Genomic DNA, 18,004 nt, shown 5'->3' with positions numbered 1-18,004 from the left:
GCCAATTACCGAGTATCTTGCGTCTATGATGGGAGGATGGACAGATCAATGGAATTTTGCAAAGAAGGTGACGCCGCGTCGGGCACTGAATGCATTGAAGATCATGTCCAGCTATGAACTATCGCGGTCATTGCAAAAACCTCAGATTCACGGTCTGCCGATCAGTATTTCCATCGAACCCACTACGTCGTGCAATCTTCGCTGCCCTGAATGTCCCAGCGGATTACGTTCATTTACACGACCAACCGGAATGTTAAATCGCGACATGTTCGAGCGCGTAATTGATCAGCTTGTACCAACGTTATCATACCTCACATTTTACTTTCAAGGTGAACCGTATCTGCATCCACAATTCCTTCCGATGGTGTCATATGCGTCTGCGCGCGGGATCTATACAGCGACCTCGACCAATGGACATTATCTCAAAGATGAGCAAGCACGTCTTACAGTTGAGTCAGGTCTTGATAGACTCATTATATCGATAGATGGAACATCTCAGGATACATACGAATCCTATCGTGTTGGTGGAAGCCTGGATAAAGTGATTGAAGGAACAGAGAATGTAATTCGTTGGAAAAAAAAGTTGAAAGCGAAGACGCCGCATGTGATCTTTCAATTTCTCGTGGTTCGACAGAATGAACATCAGATTCCAGACGTGTCTGCGCTCGCAAAGAAACTTGGTGTTGATCAGGTTGTATTGAAGACGGCGCAGGTTTATGATTACAAGAATGGGTCTCCTTTCATACCGACACAAGATCAATACTCTCGATATCAAAAAAATGGCGATGGTACATACGCGATTAAAAACGAAATGTATGATCGTTGTTGGAAGATGTGGCACAGCTGTGTAATAACCTGGGATGGTAAAGTTGTTCCATGCTGCTTCGATAAAGATGGAAAGTATGTACTGGGCGATCTTTCTAAAAACACATTCTCCGAAATCTGGAGAGGAGAAGCTTACGGTGATTTCAGAGCTTCGCTATTTCGCTCGAGAAGTGAAATTGATATTTGCCGGAATTGTACTGAAGGCACTTATAGTTAAGGTATGGTATGGTCGCGCATTTAATGTGTACGGCGAGTTGGGAACCTATTCGTAGCTTGATGGTCTTCCGGTGCTGATTGGAACATCAATTTTTGATTTGTCTTTCCGATACATTCTTGCATTCCACAGCGCTTGTTTGCGGATGGCATTGTGAATGCTTGCATTGATTTCGTATCCAATTAAAAGCACCACAGTGATCAATTGAATCCATACCATGATAGCGATGAGTACACCGATCGATCCGTATACTTTATTGTACGTACTATAGTTTGTAACGTAGTAAGAGAATCCGTAAGAAACGGCTATCGTGAGAAGCGTTGCAACGAAAGAACCTATTGAGAAGAAACGCCAGTTGTAGTGAATTGCCGGACCGAAATAGTAAAGTGTAGAGATTGCGATGAAGAAGACAATAAAGATCACCAAGAATCTCACCGAGAAGAGCAGGAATACAGTAAAGTCTGATAAGTCAAACCACGCCAGTTGTGTAATGTAATCGAGCACCAATTGCCCCACGACGAGCAATACGATCGCTAAAAAAACGACAAGCGCAAGATTGATGGTAAGACCAGTTGCGATCAGTCTTGTTTTAAATCCGCTGCGCCTCTCTACAGTTCTGTAACAAGCATTAAATGCGCGCATCAAAGCGAGTGTACCGTTTGTCGAAAGGTAAAGAGAGAAAACAAAACCCAATGAGAGCAGGCCTCCTCGTTGGTTGCTAACGATGTCCAACACGGTAGGGGAGATCACCTCAAACATACTGGGCGGCATCACTTCACCCAATCGCGCCATAATTGTTTCTGTAGTTACGTCTGCGAAGAAGTTATTGGCGTACGGAATGAGTGTGAATAAAAAGATGATCGCGGGGAAGACAGCGAGAATAAAGTTGTAAGCAACGCCATTCGCGCGATCGAGAATTTCATCATCCATTAGATTTTGGATGAACAGCCTAAAGATTTTGTAAAGCGAAACGTTTTCGTATTTCTGAAATCGCACGCGTTTCATCCACGTGAAAACTCCACGCGCAGGGTTAAATTGAAGTAGTAGGCGCTTGTGTTTATACTTCATTTAAAAAACGGTTCGAGCACATCTGCCATAGCTTTTGGCGGCCGACAAGGTCGATTGGATTTCTTATCGATAAATGCCAACAACGTTTCGCCATGGTGAATGTGCGTATTCGCTTCGTTATAAATATCGTACTCAAATTTGATTTTTACACCAGGTTTCTCACGGATGGTAGTGACAATTCGAAGAAGTTCATCGTAACGCCCTGGCGCCATGTATTTCGAATGATTCTCAAGTACCGGCATGATCACGCCCATTTCTTCGACTTCCTTGTACGTCAATCCTAATTGGCGAAGACTTTCAACCCGCGCTACCTCGTAATACATCGCATAAAATCCGTAATAGACGTAGCCCATCTGATCGGTTTCACCATAGCGCACACGTACAGAAGTTTCGGATTGATACATTATTGCTGTTGCTTTTTCCGTAATGCTTCACCCTTACGCTGCTCGATAGTAAGTGCCTTTTGGTAGCGCGCCGCATTTTGCATGTGCTCCTGGTAGCTATTGGTGAAATTATGGCGCCCTGAAAAATCTTCTTTCGCGCACATGTAATAGTAGTCTGATTTAGTGTAGTTCAATACAGCATCGATCGATCTGATTTCAGGCATGCTGATAGGCCCCGGAGGAAGACCTGGATATTTGTAGGTGTTGAATGGCGAGTCTATCGCTTTGTGCTCATTCAACACGCGCTTTAATCCAAAGTCACCTACAGCAAAGACGAGTGTCGGATCGGCCTGCAATGCAATACCTTTCTTTAATCTATTGATGTAAAGTCCTGCGATGATCGGCGCTTCATCAGCGCGAATAGTCTCGGCTTGAACAATGGATGCAAGTGTTGATATTTCTAGTGGCGTGAACCCTACTTCTTTCGCTTGATTCACGCGTGTTTCATTCCAAAATTTCACGTACTCTTCGTGCATCTTTTCGATCAAGCGATCTGGTGATGTATTGTAATAGAGTTCATAGGTATTCGGAATGAACATGGAGATGACGTTGTTCTCGTTGAAGCCGAATTTATTCTCGGAGCAGAACTTAATGATGGCAGCTTCAAACTCAGCAGGCTGCATGCCAAGATTTCGTGTAATTTTTTCAGCGAGCTCGCTAATGACCCGGACATTGTTGAATGTTACTTGTACAGGCTCTTGTTTGCCCGAACGCATTAAACGCAACGCTTCGAGGTTACTCATGCCAGGTTTCAAAATGTAGCGGCCAGGCTTAATTTCAGAATCGAATCCAGCGAGCTTGGCCAAGAAACTGAACGACATCAAATCGTTTACGATACGTTCTTCATGCATCTTCTTTTGGATGTCTTTAAACGTCATGGAATCCTCGACGATAAAAAGTCTTGCTTGTGGATGATCGCCTACCAGGATGTTTGGCGTATAAATCATTTGATAGGCGTAGAAAGCAAATGAAATCCCCAACACAGAGAGGACAATAAAAATAATGAGGCGCTTATTCGGTTTCATAGTAAAAGTGAACGTCAAAAATAACAAATCTTGGCGTAACGATCAGCCGGTTTTTTTAAGCTACCGATTCGTTATCTTTCCCCTGAAATGGCTGCAGAATTACTTAAAATTCATCCCGAAAATCCAGAACGGCGGAAGATCAATCATGTTGTCGATGTTTTACGTGACGGCGGTATAATCGTTTATCCAACCGACACCATTTATGGCATTGGTTGTGACCTAATGAATCGGAAAGCTATCGCCCGGTTATGTCAAATCATGGACATTAAACCTCAAAAATTGGATCTTTCCTTTATTTGCAACGACCTTAGTCATATTTCCGAGTATGTAAGAAGGCTTGAAACCTCAACATTTAAACTGTTGAAAAAATCCCTTCCCGGGCCTTTTACATTCATTCTTGAGTCGAGCACAAAAGTTCCGAAGATTTTAGATGTGAATAAAAAAACAGTTGGAATCCGTATTCCGGATCATATGATTCCGCGCACGATTGTAGAACTGTTAGGCAATCCGTTGATTACTTCTTCCATCAAGGACGATGATAAGATCAAGGAATACACAACCGACCCTGAAGAGATCTATGAAGATTTTAAACACGTCGTTGATGTGGTAATTGATGGTGGCCCTGGCGGTAATGTACCTTCTACAATTGTCGATTGTACAAGCGATGACATCCAAATCCTTCGACAAGGACTTGGTGATATTGAACAGTTCTTATAACTCAGTTGTTGAAAAAATGTAGTGTGCGTGTGCAAACTGTGTGATGTGTTAAAGGCGAAAGAACAGGTGCAGTTTGGTAACACTTCTACGTTGGAGAAGTAAAAAAAAATTACAAAAAATAATTCTTCATGCGCGACGATTCGAATCGCGATGTATTTTTAAGCTTCCTAAAATGATAGATATGAAACAAGTAACTTCTTTGTTGGTGATTTTGATGGTAACGTTCACCGCAAAAGCACAGGATATGCAGCGTTTGTTTTTGGTGGAAGATTTCACGGCAGAGAATCTTTTTACCAACAACATTGAAGGTCCGTGTTTCGATGACGACGGAAATCTCTACGTTGTAAATTTTCAAAAAGATGGCACGATTGGCAAAGTAAAGCCGGATGGAAAAGTTGAATTGTTTCTCACCTTACCTGCAGGCTCAACGGCAAACAGTATCAAATTTGACAGCAAGGGAAATATGTATCTCGCCGATTTTTCCGCGCATAATGTTTTGAAAGTAAACATGAAGACAAAGAAAGTCTCCGTGTATGCACATACCGATCAGTTTAATCAGCCAAACGATCTTTGCATCAATAGCAGAAATCAGCTCTTTGCATCCGATCCGAATTGGAAGGAAAGCACAGGGAAACTTTGGCGAATTGATCGCGGAGGAAAACCTGTTTTATTAACGGATCAAATGGGAACTACGAATGGTATTGAGTTAAGTCCGGATGAAAAAACGTTGTATGTGAATGAAAGTGTGCAGCGTAAAATCTGGGCGTTTGACGTAGATGCTAAGGGTAATATCTCTAACAAAAGATTGTTTAAAGCGTTTGAAGATTTTGGATTCGATGGCATGAAATGCGACAAAGAAGGTAATCTATATGTTACGCGCTATGGTAAGGGTGTGATCGCTGTGCTGTCACCATCGGGTGATCTTATTCGTGAAGTAACATTGAAAGGAAAAAATTGTAGCAATCTAGTTTTTGGAGGCCTCAATGGAAAGCTAGTATTTGTCACGTTACAAGATCGCAAAGGTATGGAGATGTTCCGGAACGATATTGCGGGCAAAGAATTCTAGTTGACATCAGCTAACGATTTCGCGAAGGACGGCAAGTGATTTTAGTTCACCAATTGTTTCAACGTGATCGGCATAAAAGCTTACCAGTAATTCCAGGATTTCTCTTCGCTGTGCTATGGTCATCGAAATGACATCTGTATAGTCGGCCTTGATCAGCTGGTCAATTATTTTTTCGATTGCTTCATCTGTAAATCTTCCGCCCAATACTTCATTGACAAACTGCGCTCCGAATCCTAAATAGCGGCTAAGTTTTAATAGAAAAATTAAATGGAAGTTTTCGGTCTTCTCGTGTGTATCGAGAATGATCATAGACGTGATAATGAAATCGCAAAGCTCTTGCGCATGACTTTCTTCTTTTACCGTTTTGTTTAAAATTTCAGCAATAAACATCGCGATAGATGATTTTCGAATGTCGGACGTCACTGTCTGATAGGGATGCAAACATTTTAATTCTTTTATCCGCTTGATGCTTGCATTCTCTTTATAGTACACCACCAAGTCGAGCAACGTAAGCGGTTGATAAAGCGCAATCTTGCTCTTCAGTGATTTACTTCTTACGCCGTTTACGATATAACTTTGGATTCCAAAAAGCGTTGTAAAAATTGTAACGATAATGGATGTTTCTCCATACTTCGTGAATCTGAAAACTACGCCTTGTGTTTTGTGTAACATGATCTAATTAACGACAGCTATTTTTCCTACGGCATGTTCGCTGCCATCTGACAAAGCGCAGAATACGATGTAAACACCTGTTGAAGCACGTCGGCCATTGTAGTCTTTTACATTCCAACTCGCGGTGCCACCGTGAGCTTTGGTTTCCCAAATGAGTTTACCGCTGATGTCCGTGATCTTTACAGTCGCGTCAGTAGCAAGACCGCTTATGCCTACCGTTCCTGTGAATGTACTTAAAATGGGGTTGGGGAAAATTTTAATATTCTGAAAACGACTTGTACTCTCAGTAGCATCCGCACGAAACGAGACTAATCCTCGTTGTGTGGCAATAAATACTTCACCGGTTTCGCCTTGGATTTCAATATCATGAATAACATTTGAGAGTAGGGGACTGTTGTCGGTCGTAAAGTTATAAATGAGTTTTTCGCCAGTCGGATCAAATAACCAAACGCCGCGTTCAGTACCCATCCATTTTCGATTACCACCATCGATAGCTATTGCCGTTACACGATCATCACGCAAGAGAAATCTATTTTCGAAAATCGGGCGGATGGCATCTTGATCAGCAGCATAAAAGTAGCAAACACCAAAGTCCGTTCCTGCCCACAACATTCCGTCACGATCCAGTGCGATTGAGCGAACCGATCGACTACTCAATTCTCCGTTATTATTAGCCTCTGTAATGTATCGTTCTGCTTTGCTGGCCGGATCGTACACGACAAGCCCTCCGCCTTGAGAAGGGTTAATCAACATCCAAACTTGGCCGAGAAAATCTACAGCGAGGTCTGTTGGATATCTCGCCGCAGAAGTAGCAAATGAAACTTGTTCCCAGTTATCGTCATTCTTTTTTAGATGAAGGGAGGTTGCTGTTCCGTAGTTGGCAAACCAAATCCCCTCGCGTGAATTTTCAGCAGCGCTCACGGTTATAAAATCACCAGGAGGACTTGTGTTGATCAATGTGCTGTTCTCCGTGTTGTACAAGGTTACATCGTTTTCTCGCGATCTTTTCTCAACACCAGATCCAAACGAGCTGATATATGTATCGCCAGATTCAGTGATCGCAACGTCGGTGATGTCTTTGATATTCGTTTTGACTTGTTCCCAAATGCCGTTGTTAAAAATGTTCAAGGTGCCATCGCGTCTTAACGGTTGAAAGGTTGATGAATATCCACCTGGCATGAGATACATTTTATTAAAAGCATATTTGAGTCGGAAAGGTACTGTAATGGATGGCCCGTTTGGGAGATAGCTTTTGAAGAGGCCATCTTCATTAGAAAGTAAACCGTTTTCATTGTCACCCACCCACATCGCGCCAGCGGCATCTTCTGTAACCATCATCGGTTGTGTGATGTGGTCGTCAACAATTTGAATTACATCATTACTAGTATCAATACGCCAAACATTCTTGTTCTCTATTACGAACAGATGATTTAGAGAATTTGTTAACGATGTATAATTTAAGGCTGGTAAAAAAGGAGCTTGTATCCAAGCGCCGTTTGCATACGCCATGATTCCCACGCCGTTGATCGGTGCATAGATCTGGTTGTTGAAGAGCACAATGGAATTGATTGTTGTATTGAATGCGCCAGAGTCAAATCGTTTCCAGCTATTGAAATCTAGTAAGTTATCGTCGAGATCGCCCATGATCACACCTTTTGCTGTGGCAAATACGATGCTATCGCCTTTAATGGTTCCCTGTAAAACTTTTAATGTTTCGCCAGTCGGGCCAAGATCACGCCACGTTTCTTTCACTTCACCTTGCGCGAGGTTGATCACAACGACACCGTAGTCTGTCGATAGATAGGCGAGTGCTTGATGAATGAGGATATGATTAATTTTTTTCGAACCGGTAACTTGAGCGTTCTTGGTGGGGTTAATCGTGATCAGGTCATTGTCGCGTATTACATCTAATGTTCCGTCTTCGTAAGCAACGATAAGTTCATCGCGACTATCGTTGAATTCAATATCAGAGATTCCCACGTTAGATAAGCTCTGATTTACTTTATCGAAAGTTTGAAAGCTTTTGTCCAATCGGTCTAAGACGAGCAATCCGGAGGAGGAAGCTGCAAATATTTTATCGTTTGTAATGGATAGGCTATTGATTGATTGGTAGGAAATATGTGCTCGCCATGTACCCAGTGGGATATCTTGCGCAAAATTTTTAGTCGTTGACAGAATTGACAACAGGATAGAGAAGGCGGCGATCAGCGTGTTGACACAGCGACGTTTCATGATCAACGGGTTATTTACTTTTTTTCTGTTGTTTACCGGCAAGAAATGCGCTTCTACTTCGCGCTTCGTATTCATTCTTTTCACCCAACATTACTTGTTTATCATTTTCAATAAGACGATGAGAGAACGAAGCCAGCTCTCCGGTTCGAGCACAGATGGCGTGAACTTTTGTGACGAATTCGGCCACAGCCAATAGAAAAGGCATTGGGCCAAACGGTTTTCCTTCAAAGTCCATGTCTAGTCCAGCAACGATAACACGCTTTCCACTGTTAGCTAATGTATTGCAGACGTCAACGATTGCTTCATCGAAAAATTGAGCTTCGTCAATACCGACCACATCGCAGTCTCCGGCGAGGAGCAGAATATCGTTGGCAAAATTTACGGGCGTCGAGCGTATAGCGTTGGCGTTATGTGACACGATCTTTTCATCATCGTAGCGTTTGTCGACAACGGGTTTAAAGATTTCGACTTTTTGTTTGGCAATGAGTGCCCGGTTTAAGCGACGGATAAGTTCCTCTGTCTTTCCGGAGAACATACATCCCGCAATGACTTCGATCCATCCAGCGTTTCCCTGGCGTGATTTACTGCCCAGGTGTGGTTCAATAAACATGTGCTAAAATTATGAAGAATGCGGCAATGTGCGACGAACCTACAAAGGTTTCCGAAGCTGGTTGCGATTTATGCGGGCCTACTCATCGGAGTAGTGCATATGGGGCAGCTTGCATTCGTCTGGAACTCTGATGCGAATGTCTCCGGTGAGCTTTGCCTGGCATGCTAAGCGTTCATTTTTCTTTAGGGCTCCTTGCCGTCGGTAGCGAGTTTCTGCTTCCGAATCGGGTTCAAGTGCCTGCGCATCAGAGCATAATTCAAACTTACATGTCGTGCAGCGCCCTTTGCCACCGCAGGCAAACATCCAGTCAATTTGTTGATCCTGAAGATGCTTCAACACAGGCCTAGAAAGGTCGATCGCCTCAACTTTCCGTTGGTCCAAATTTTCTATCAGAATTGACGCCATAAAACGTTATTGCTTAGCAGTTTGCGGTGACATAATATCCATTAACTTTATAGCCGACTAAATAAGTCATTAAAACCGATAACCACTACATGGACGAAAAGATCAGTCTGGAAGCAATTGCCCTGTATGGGGATGCCTATGCCGAAAATGTGTTGAAAAAGTTTTTTGCCGACCGGGAGAAGATTACGGGCCAGGAGATTCTCACACTCTGTAATGTACAGCAAGTGAATTTGTTTGTAGTACGTGAACTCTTCAAAGTCTGGAAGGAAGAAACAAAAAAACTGAAGAGTCCTTATTTTGATTACGAAAACGCCGACGTCAAAGAAGCGCTTGATAACTTTATCAACGTGCTTTCTCAACATATCGCAATTCATAAAACACATTTCGCGCCGCTTTTAAAGAAAGCTACAAGCCAGGCTTTGCTTGTAATTTTCGACCCGTACGATTTTTATTCAATGATTATCACGGGAAAAAATAACAAGCTGGAGGTGGAACCGTTCCGGGAGGAGATCAAGTACTTAAAGATCAACAAAGCGCCGCTAGAGCGAATGTTGATCAAATTAGAAGAGAAAGGTGTGAAAGAAATTTCAGGGAATGAAGCATTCAGTGTGCTGGATATCATTTTAGAAGAAGTGAATTTTACGCCAGAAGATGTTGATGACTACATCGCGAAGTTTTCCGCGGTGAAACCATTTGATCCTTCTGCTTTCTATGTACCGAAGAATTCATTAGACGAAATTATTCCGCAAACAAAATCGGAGCCGATCATATTGGTTGAATCGCCGAAGCAGGAACCTGTAAAAGTAGAACCTCCAAAAGTAGAACCGCCGAAGGTGGAAGCGCCTAAAGTGGTTGAACAACCAAGACCTGAGCCTCCCAAGCAAGAGCCGATAAAGGTTAATCAGCCTAAGGCTGCCAATGTTCCAAGACAAAATCATATTGTATCGGAGCCTGTGCGTGAACAAAAACCAACGGTCGTTCAAAATCTCGCGAAGATTGCGCGCATAAAGGATAGCTTGACGATCAATCAGAAGTTCATGTTTACGAAAGTATTGTTTCATGGCGACTTCGATTTATTCAGCAAAGCGATCGATAGATTAGATCAGTTCGACACGATCCAAGCGGCAATGCGTTATCTTGAAGAAGAATATGCTTCTACATGGGATCACGATAGCGAAGAGTTTCATGAATTTATGGAACTCGTCGAAAGGCGTTTTGCTTAACGTACATCTAGCATGAGCACCGACGCGCGCACGCAACGACTCCACTTTCTTGAAAATGTGTCTCACTACCTCACTGCTTTTGTAGTGATCATGAAAGGTGTAGCTAAACTTGAGAACCCGGACAAACTTGCGTTTTCAATTTTCTTTATTATTGTCGGAATATTGATCGCGCTTGGTACTTTGTTTCACCATAAGTTTGAGCACCTTATTAAGAATTTTAAGGCATATGTTTTTTTGCTCGAGAGCATTGTGATCGCGCTCGTTGGATATTTGTATTTGAAGGAAGGTAAGCAAGGATTGCCCTATGTTTGCTTTTTCGCATCACTAGCCTTTCTGATTTCCATGGTTGTTCATTTCGTAAAAGGCCGTGGAAAATCTCATGCACAAGAAACTAAATGACCAACGCTAGAAATAAAAAAGGTCTTCAGATTTCCCGAAGACCTTTTACCATTTATAACAACTAACTACTACGATTTTCTATTCATATCGGAGCGATTGCACGGGATTGACAACAGCAGCTTTGATAGACCGATAGCTCACTGTCAACATCGCGATAAATGCCGTGATCACAAGTCCCATGATAAAAATGCCCGGTCCGGTGTCGATCTTAAATTCAAACAAGGAGAGGAATCCTTCGATAGCGAAATATGCAACCGGGGCAGCAATCAGAAATCCAATGAGGATAAGTTTTAGATACTCCTTCGAGAAGCTCAGCACGATACTTTCAACGGAAGCGCCAAGAACTTTTCGCACACCAATCTCTTTTGTTTTTTGATTTGCCATGAATGTTGCCAATCCAAAAAGACCAAGGCAGCCAATTAAAATTGCGATAATCGTGAATGCTACGAGTACTGAGTACATCTTTTTTTCTTTGTCATACATTTCGCGAATGCTTTCATCAAGATATTCGTAGCTGAATAATTGATCAGGATACGCGGCTTCCCATTTTGTCTTTAATACTCTCAAAATGTCGTCGGCTTTACTTTGATCGATTTTCAACGCAAGAACATCATAACTATCTGATCGATTAAACATCACGGTAGGTTCGATCGTCTCGTGCAAATCTCTTGTGTGAAAATCTTGAATGATACCTACAACAGGATATTCTTTTCGCCAAATTCGAATCACCTTTCCAATCATATCGGATGCATTTTGGACACCAGCAACATGTGCAAACTTTTCATTGACGAGGAAGCCAACCGTAGTGTCTAGGTCTTGTACATTTTGACCGGCAAGGAGTTTTAATCCGTACAGCTCAATATAATTTTTATCTACTAGTTTAACTTGTGTACTATAGGTTTCTGGTTCACCTTTTACAATGAAATTTGTTTCTGATACGTTCCCTGATGATGGCGGTGCGCTGCTTAAACTAGCCAACGCAACTCCAGGAACTTGTTCCATCTCATTTCGCAATACGCGCATCGTGTTGCTGTTACTTTTTCCATCGCGATCACGTTCAGTAGAAACGGAGGTCATGACAATGGCCTCTTGATTGAATCCCAAATCCTTACTGCTGAAATAGTCCACCTGATAGATTATGACAATGGTAAGCATGATGAGTAGCTGTGAGATAGTGAATTGGACAACGACTAGCATCCTGCGCAGTAGATAGCTTGAGGAATTCTTATTGCTGATCTTATTCTTGAGAACCAGCACTGGACTGAACCCCGAGATTACAAATGCGGGATAAATTCCTGAGAGCAGCGATACAACCACTGTGATTGAAATCAAGAATGTCCACATCAGCATGTTAGAGCCGAATACAACTTGTAGATCGAGTTCTAAGAAGTTCGCTACAAATGACAAGCATCCTTGGGTGATAACCAGTGACAGAAAAACTGAAATGATCGTGATGAATGTTGTTTCTCCGAGGAATTGAAATATGAGTTGCGCGCGACTACTGCCCAGCGATTTTCTGATGCCAACTTCTTTTGAGCGTTTGATAGCCTCTGCTGTTGATAAATTGATGAAATTGATTGACGCGGTGATAATGAGTACGAGTGCGACCGTTCCCATGAAAACCAGCATGGCGCGCGGTGCTTTGATGTATGTGTACGTGTCGAATCGCTTATCAAAATGTAACTCGGTAACGGGCTGTGTGAAGAATCTGGTTTTGTCGGGATCGTCCTTGCCAAGATGTTTTACTGAAAACGCATCCATACGACTTTCTACACTAGCAATCTGTGCGTTTTCTTTCAAAAGGAAATAACATTGCTCGTCACTCCAGATGCTATTCCATCCATTCTCTTCTCGTTCTTTTTTTATCGTCGTGTAGGAAAGGAGTAGATTGAAGGGGAAATCGCTGTTGGACACAGCGTCGTCAATGACGGCAGATATTTTGTAGTCATTGTTTTCAACGCGAACGAGCTCGCCAATCACTTCATCGCGACCGAAGTATTTCTTCGCGAATGAACTTGAGATGACAGCTTCATTCGGTTCGTCAAGACTTTTGATGGCGTCACCTTGTTTGACAACGCGGTCGAAAATTTTAAAGTATGACGGTTCTGTGTATACAACGCCGCGGTCTTCTTGAAATTTTTTGGATTCTCCGCCGGGTTGTGGAATGAGCACTAGCACGCCGGAACGGTAAGAGAAAAATACTACTTCTTCCGCTTCTGGAAAGTCAACGCGAAAAGCGTCGGGTAATACGGTAGGTACGCCAGACTGATATTCTGTTCCTTGATTTCCATTGGATTGATTCACGATGCGGTAGATGCGATCGCGTTTCGTAAGATCTTGATCAAAACTTGTATGAAAAGTGATGATCAGAAAGAGAATCAAGCTGCTGGTGATACCCAACGTAAGTCCAGCGATATTGATAAATGTACTTCCTTTCTCTCTTAGCAAGTTACGGAAGGCAGTCTTGATATAGTTTTTGAGCATCGTACTTTAAGTTATGAGATGTCCGTTATCCAAGTACAATGCCACGACAGAAATATGCAATTTGGTAAGAATTTAGCGGTTTTTGATTTCTGGAAATGTTCGCTTCATGCTCAAAGGCGTCCGGTTTTGAACGTGAACTAAATCCATGAACAGATTTGTTACTAGCTGGTGTTGCTTACCTTTGTAATATGATTCAGCAGATATTAATCGGCATAATCTTCATTGGTGCGGTGTATTATGTCGCCCAAATGATCTATCAAAAATTTACAGCGAAATCTGGTTGTGCGTCTGGCTGTGGCAAATGTGGCGCGCTGGATGTTGACGCTATTTTGAAAGCGGAGAAAGCGAAAAGCAAAATCTAATTTGTCCCCATTTTATTGATCGCATATGATTTTGGATTAGCCTCTCATGTGTTAGTTAGATGAAAATAAAAAAAGCTGCCTCTTTCGAAGCAGCTTTTCTTTTTAGCGAACATGCTTAAGCTGTTACAGCCTTATTTGCAGTTGGTTTGTTATCAGGTTGCTTGAGGTCTTCTTTAGAGAAGTCAACCAATACTGGCGTACCGATACAAAGTGAAGAGTATGTACCGATCAATACACCGATCAACATCGCGAATGTAAAGCCTTTGATACTTTCTCCACCAAAGATGAAGAGAATCAAGATTACGAAAATCGTCGACATACCGGTGATAAGTGTTCTACTTAAGGTATCGTTCAAGGCATTGTTAACAACGAACGCAGTTGATTCATTGCTCTTCTTGCCCGCGAGGAATTCGCGTACACGGTCAAACACCACGACACTATCGTTGATTGAGTAACCAATTACCGTCAAGATAGCCGCCACAAAAGCTTGATCGATTTCCATGGTGAATGGCATAATCGGCTCAAGTAAGATGAACAGCGCAAGCAATACAAATACAGTGTGGAACAAGCTTACAATTGTACCCAATGCAAACTGCCATTTTCTGAAGCGAACAAGAATGTAAAGGAACATCAATACAACAGCGACCAACAATGAAACGACCGCGTTGATCTTAATGTCGTTAGCGATGGTTGGACCAACTTTGTAAGAACTTAGGATCGTTGCTTTATTACCAGCAAATGACGCCAATCCCCCGGTTAATTGTTGTTCTGCTTTTGCTGTAGCATCGTCAGAATCGTCGTCGATCAGGAAGTCTGTTGTGATTTTGTATTTCGCATTACCACCATAAGATTTCACTTCAAGTGATCCAGGGAAGTTTTTGCTAAGCGTCTCACGGATTTCATTTGACGTGAGTGATTTTTCGAAACCTACAACATAAGTACGACCGCCTTTGAAGTCAACACCAAAGTTGAAACCTTGAATAGAAACCAATGCGATACCTGCTACAATGATAGCTGAAGAAATAGTGTAGTATATTTTTCTGTTACCAATGAAGTTGATATTGATACTGCGGAACAAGTTCTTAGACCAGCCTTGTGAGAAGCTGATGTTCTTTCCTCTGCGAATGTAGTATTCGAAAATAACACGGGTAAAGAATACCGATGTGAAGAACGAACAGAGGATACCGATAATCAGGGTAACAGCGAATCCGTAGATAAGTCCGGAACCGAATACCAACAACACAAATCCTTTGATCAAGGTTGTAACGTTCGAGTCAATGATGGCTGTGAATGCTCCTTTGTAACCAGCACGTAATGAAACATCCATGCCTTTGCCAGAATTGATATCTTCTTTAACGCGCTCGTTGATCAACACGTTAGCATCTACGGCAATGGCAAGTGATAATAGAATACCGGCAATACCAGGAAGTGTAAGTGCTGCGTTCAAAGACGCAAGAATACCCAATAAGAAAATCAAGTTGAGAATTACGGCCAAATCGGCAACCCATCCTGACGCATTGTATACAACGAACATGAAGAGTATGATGATCAAGAAACCAACGATAATAGAAATGATACCGTTGCGAATGGATTCAGCTCCTAGTGTTGGACCAACAGAAGTTTCTTCTACGATCTTGGTTGGTACTGGAAGTGAACCTGCTTGAAGTACACTTGCTAAGTCTTTTGCTTCTTCGAGTGTGAAGTTACCGCTGATAACAGACTGACCATTTGGAATTTTCGTATTTACTACCGGTGCAGAGAATACTACGTTATCGAGCATGATCGCGATTCTTCCTTGCGGATTCTTGTTAGCCGCTTCTTCAGTCCACCCTGCCCATGTGCGTGTACCTGTTGCGTTCATGCTCATACTTACAGCATGTCTTCCTTTATCATCGATATCTTCTTTCGCATAAGTGATTGAAGAACCATCAAGGCGCGCTTCGCCTTTACGGCCAAGTTCTAAGAAGTATAGATCAAGCGCTTCAGGCATTCCTGGATAATTCTTGTCGGCTTTGTTAGCCCAGAAGATTCCAATGTTACGTGGGATGAGCGCACGTACGCGTGGCTTTCTGAAAATGTCGTTGATTTGTGCCGTATCTTTTAATTGGTAACGAAGTGAGTTCATACCAACGTTCAAAGCATACAATGGCGATGTGTCTGTATTGGTGAGTGAATCAAGTCCTTTTGTTGCTGTTGAATCATTTCCTGTCGCTGTTGAGTCGGCGCCAAGGAGAGACGAAAGATTTTCATTGCTTGAAGAATCACTTGCCGCTGTAGCTGTAGTTTTCTTTGCAGCTTTCGCCTCGTCAACAACAATTTTGTTGATCTGTGCGAGCGCGTTCATCAATTGTGGATTTTGTCCAACTTCTACTACATCCCAGAATTCAAGTTTTGCAACACCTTGAAGGAGTTTGCGAACACGTTGTGGGTTGTCGGCACCAGGAATCTCTACTTGAATACGTCCTGTTCCAGGAAGAATTTGAACTGTAGGCTGTGATGTGCCGAATTTGTCAAGACGGTTGCTGATGATCGTATACGAGCGAGAGATAGCGCTTTCGATTGATTTCTCTACCGCTGCAATAACATCTGCATCCGTGTCCGTAGAGGAAATCATGCCCTTTGTAGAAGCGTTGTTGAAGATTGATGCTAAACGCCTGCCTGGGTTTTCTTTCTGATATGCATTGAAGAAAAGTGTGCTGTAGCTTTTCGTGCTAGACTTTGCTTGAAGCGATGCAGTTTTTAATGCATTGTTGAAGGCTGAATCTTGGTTGTTAGCGGCGAGTGAGCGAATAATGTCAGCAGGTGAAATTTCAAGCGTCACGTGCATACCACCTTGAAGATCTAGACCAAGGCTCAATTCATAATCTTTAACTTCTTTGTATGTATACTCAATTCCGAGGAAGTTGTATACAGGCGCAGTCCATACTGAGTCAAGGTATTTCTGCTTCTTTAATAAATCGATGTTGCCATCCTTGTCGGTAGCCGCTGCCACCGCTTTAGATTGCACACGGTACGAGACGACCGTGAAGGAGAACATGTAGAAGCACCATATCGTGGTGACTACAGAAAGGAAAACGACTAGACCTTTGTTTTGCATATAGGGTTATAAATAAGAATTCAAGAAAAATAATACAGATACAAGTGCAGATAGATCGAAGAAATCAACCTATCGAAATCTTCGGCATGGTTTGAAGATCAGGGAGCGTTTGGCGAAATGATTGCGCCGACGAGCGTCTGGAAAAATTGTGTGACGGGGACACGGATGTCTGTGTCGTTGTCAGAAATTTCTTCGTCGTTAGAAGACGTTTCAAAAAGGCAAAATGATTCTAATTGAAGGATAACGTGTGATGACGACGGGAGGCTTGGCGACGGCAGAGAAATGAAGACATCATCGTGCTCATTTTCTTCCTGTTGCTCCGTTTTAGTTTCCTTTTTAACCTTCGCCTGGGCTGAATTTTGGAAATAGAAAAGCTGCGAAAAGACGATTGCACCAACGGTGATGAGACCGATGATCAGTGCAAAAATCCTTAAATGTGGCTTTCTTCCCATAAATTGATAAAACCTGCCCAAGGGCGGGGTACAAAAGTAGAAATTTGGCTCAAATGTGCAAGCGAATTGCCCGGGAGCTATTCCGCTGTTTGAGTGAGTCTATAGCGGATGGCCCAAGTAACGATTTTAAGTGCGTTTTCGAAGCTTTTGTTATTGGGGATAATCAGATCGGCTGTGTCTTTCAAGGGGCTGATAAGCGATTCGTAGACGGGCATTACATGGTGTTGGAAGCGATAAAGAACGTCGTTTAAATCATATCCACGCTCATCGTTATCGCGGATAATCCGGCGTGTAGGCTTCAAATGGGTCTTTGCTTCGATAAAGATTTTCAGGTCCAGCTCATTGGCAACTTCTTCGAAATACTGAACAAATAAGCCTTCAACAACGATAACAGGCGCGGGCTTGAATGTGATGAAGGTGGGGGTAGCGTGTGGGTTGTTAAAAGTGTATTCCTTTTTATGGATCGTTTCACCATGCTTCAGGCGCACTACATCATCGTGAAATTTCTCACGATCAATAGCCTCGGGGAGGTCAAAATGATGGACGCCCTGTTTGTCGATTATTTGTTGCTCAATGGGCTTGTAGTAGTGGTCTTGTGAAATCACGCATAACATACCTTCTGGTAGCGATGCTTCGAGTTGTTTAAGAAAATGTGTCTTGCCGGAACCACTTCCGCCAGTAACGCCAATGATAAATGGTTTGCCCATAGT

General features: G+C 42.6%; 17 protein-coding genes. 6 read left to right on the top strand and 11 right to left on the bottom strand.

From position 1 onward, the window contains the following. Window positions 1-25 precede the first annotated feature (25 nt). Window positions 26-1,042: an SPASM domain-containing protein gene (locus DQQ10_RS01465; RefSeq protein WP_112745020.1), complete on the top strand. Its 1,017-nt coding sequence runs from the start codon at window positions 26-28 to the stop codon at window positions 1,040-1,042. Window positions 1,043-1,087: 45 nt separating this feature from the next. On the opposite strand, the gene DQQ10_RS01460 is transcribed toward DQQ10_RS01465, so the two are convergent. Genes DQQ10_RS01460 through mltG form a run of 3 tightly spaced genes read right to left on the bottom strand, consistent with a single transcriptional unit; the run spans window position 1,088 to window position 3,575 of the window. Then, window positions 1,088-2,107: a YihY/virulence factor BrkB family protein gene (locus DQQ10_RS01460; protein ID WP_112745019.1), complete on the bottom strand. Its 1,020-nt coding sequence runs from the start codon at window positions 2,105-2,107 to the stop codon at window positions 1,088-1,090. Beyond that, window positions 2,104-2,511 carry an acyl-CoA thioesterase gene (locus tag DQQ10_RS01455; protein WP_112745018.1) on the bottom strand — a complete coding sequence of 136 codons (408 nt, stop codon included), beginning with the start codon at window positions 2,509-2,511 and terminating at the stop codon, window positions 2,104-2,106. The genes DQQ10_RS01460 and DQQ10_RS01455 overlap by 4 nt, the downstream gene beginning before the upstream one ends. Further along, a complete protein-coding gene (mltG, locus tag DQQ10_RS01450) occupies window positions 2,511-3,575 on the bottom strand; it encodes an endolytic transglycosylase MltG (RefSeq protein WP_112745017.1) in 1,065 nt (354 codons plus the stop codon). Before mltG ends, DQQ10_RS01455 begins: the two co-directional genes overlap by 1 nt. A gap of 87 nt (window positions 3,576-3,662) precedes the next feature. Between mltG and DQQ10_RS01445 the strand changes: the two genes are divergently transcribed. After that, window positions 3,663-4,292 carry an L-threonylcarbamoyladenylate synthase gene (locus DQQ10_RS01445; protein ID WP_112745016.1) on the top strand — a complete coding sequence of 210 codons (630 nt, stop codon included), beginning with the start codon at window positions 3,663-3,665 and terminating at the stop codon, window positions 4,290-4,292. A gap of 181 nt (window positions 4,293-4,473) precedes the next feature. Then, entirely contained in the window at window positions 4,474-5,358 is an 885-nt protein-coding gene (locus DQQ10_RS01440; RefSeq protein WP_112745015.1) for an SMP-30/gluconolactonase/LRE family protein, read from the top strand. 6 nt (window positions 5,359-5,364) lie between these two features. On the opposite strand, the gene recO is transcribed toward DQQ10_RS01440, so the two are convergent. From recO to DQQ10_RS01420, 4 genes are all read right to left on the bottom strand, one after another. Further along, entirely contained in the window at window positions 5,365-6,030 is a 666-nt protein-coding gene (gene recO, locus DQQ10_RS01435) for a DNA repair protein RecO (protein WP_112745014.1), read from the bottom strand. 3 nt (window positions 6,031-6,033) lie between these two features. Continuing rightward, window positions 6,034-8,262, bottom strand: a complete 2,229-nt coding sequence (gene porZ / locus DQQ10_RS01430; RefSeq protein WP_165823767.1) for a type IX secretion system anionic LPS delivery protein PorZ — start codon at window positions 8,260-8,262, stop codon at window positions 6,034-6,036. A gap of 10 nt (window positions 8,263-8,272) precedes the next feature. Next, entirely contained in the window at window positions 8,273-8,872 is a 600-nt protein-coding gene (locus DQQ10_RS01425) for a thymidine kinase (protein ID WP_112745012.1), read from the bottom strand. 78 nt (window positions 8,873-8,950) lie between these two features. Beyond that, window positions 8,951-9,277, bottom strand: a complete 327-nt coding sequence (locus DQQ10_RS01420; RefSeq protein WP_112745011.1) for a 2Fe-2S iron-sulfur cluster-binding protein — start codon at window positions 9,275-9,277, stop codon at window positions 8,951-8,953. 89 nt (window positions 9,278-9,366) lie between these two features. On the opposite strand from DQQ10_RS01420, the gene DQQ10_RS01415 reads away from it, so the two are divergent. Further along, a complete protein-coding gene (locus DQQ10_RS01415) occupies window positions 9,367-10,500 on the top strand; it encodes a hypothetical protein (RefSeq protein WP_112745010.1) in 1,134 nt (377 codons plus the stop codon). 12 nt (window positions 10,501-10,512) lie between these two features. Continuing rightward, on the top strand, window positions 10,513-10,899 hold the full coding sequence (locus tag DQQ10_RS01410; protein WP_112745009.1) for a hypothetical protein: 387 nt from the start codon (window positions 10,513-10,515) through the stop codon (window positions 10,897-10,899). A 78-nt stretch (window positions 10,900-10,977) separates the two neighbouring features. On the opposite strand, the gene DQQ10_RS01405 is transcribed toward DQQ10_RS01410, so the two are convergent. Then, window positions 10,978-13,383, bottom strand: coding sequence for an ABC transporter permease (locus DQQ10_RS01405; RefSeq protein ID WP_112745008.1), 2,406 nt, complete (start codon window positions 13,381-13,383; stop codon window positions 10,978-10,980). A 188-nt stretch (window positions 13,384-13,571) separates the two neighbouring features. On the opposite strand from DQQ10_RS01405, the gene DQQ10_RS01400 reads away from it, so the two are divergent. Beyond that, on the top strand, window positions 13,572-13,745 hold the full coding sequence (locus tag DQQ10_RS01400) for a FeoB-associated Cys-rich membrane protein (RefSeq protein WP_112745007.1): 174 nt from the start codon (window positions 13,572-13,574) through the stop codon (window positions 13,743-13,745). Window positions 13,746-13,860: 115 nt separating this feature from the next. On the opposite strand, the gene secDF is transcribed toward DQQ10_RS01400, so the two are convergent. From secDF to DQQ10_RS01385, 3 genes are all read right to left on the bottom strand, one after another. Then, a complete protein-coding gene (gene secDF / locus DQQ10_RS01395; RefSeq protein ID WP_112745006.1) occupies window positions 13,861-16,842 on the bottom strand; it encodes a protein translocase subunit SecDF in 2,982 nt (993 codons plus the stop codon). A gap of 98 nt (window positions 16,843-16,940) precedes the next feature. Further along, window positions 16,941-17,294, bottom strand: coding sequence for a hypothetical protein (locus DQQ10_RS01390; protein WP_112745005.1), 354 nt, complete (start codon window positions 17,292-17,294; stop codon window positions 16,941-16,943). A gap of 77 nt (window positions 17,295-17,371) precedes the next feature. Continuing rightward, on the bottom strand, window positions 17,372-18,001 hold the full coding sequence (locus DQQ10_RS01385) for a uridine kinase family protein (protein ID WP_112745004.1): 630 nt from the start codon (window positions 17,999-18,001) through the stop codon (window positions 17,372-17,374). Window positions 18,002-18,004 lie beyond the last annotated feature (3 nt).

This window comes from Pseudochryseolinea flava (genome assembly GCF_003286915.1).
Lineage (GTDB): Bacteria > Bacteroidota > Bacteroidia > Cytophagales > Cyclobacteriaceae > Ohtaekwangia > Ohtaekwangia flava.
This window is presented reverse-complemented; position numbering and strand designations above follow the sequence as displayed.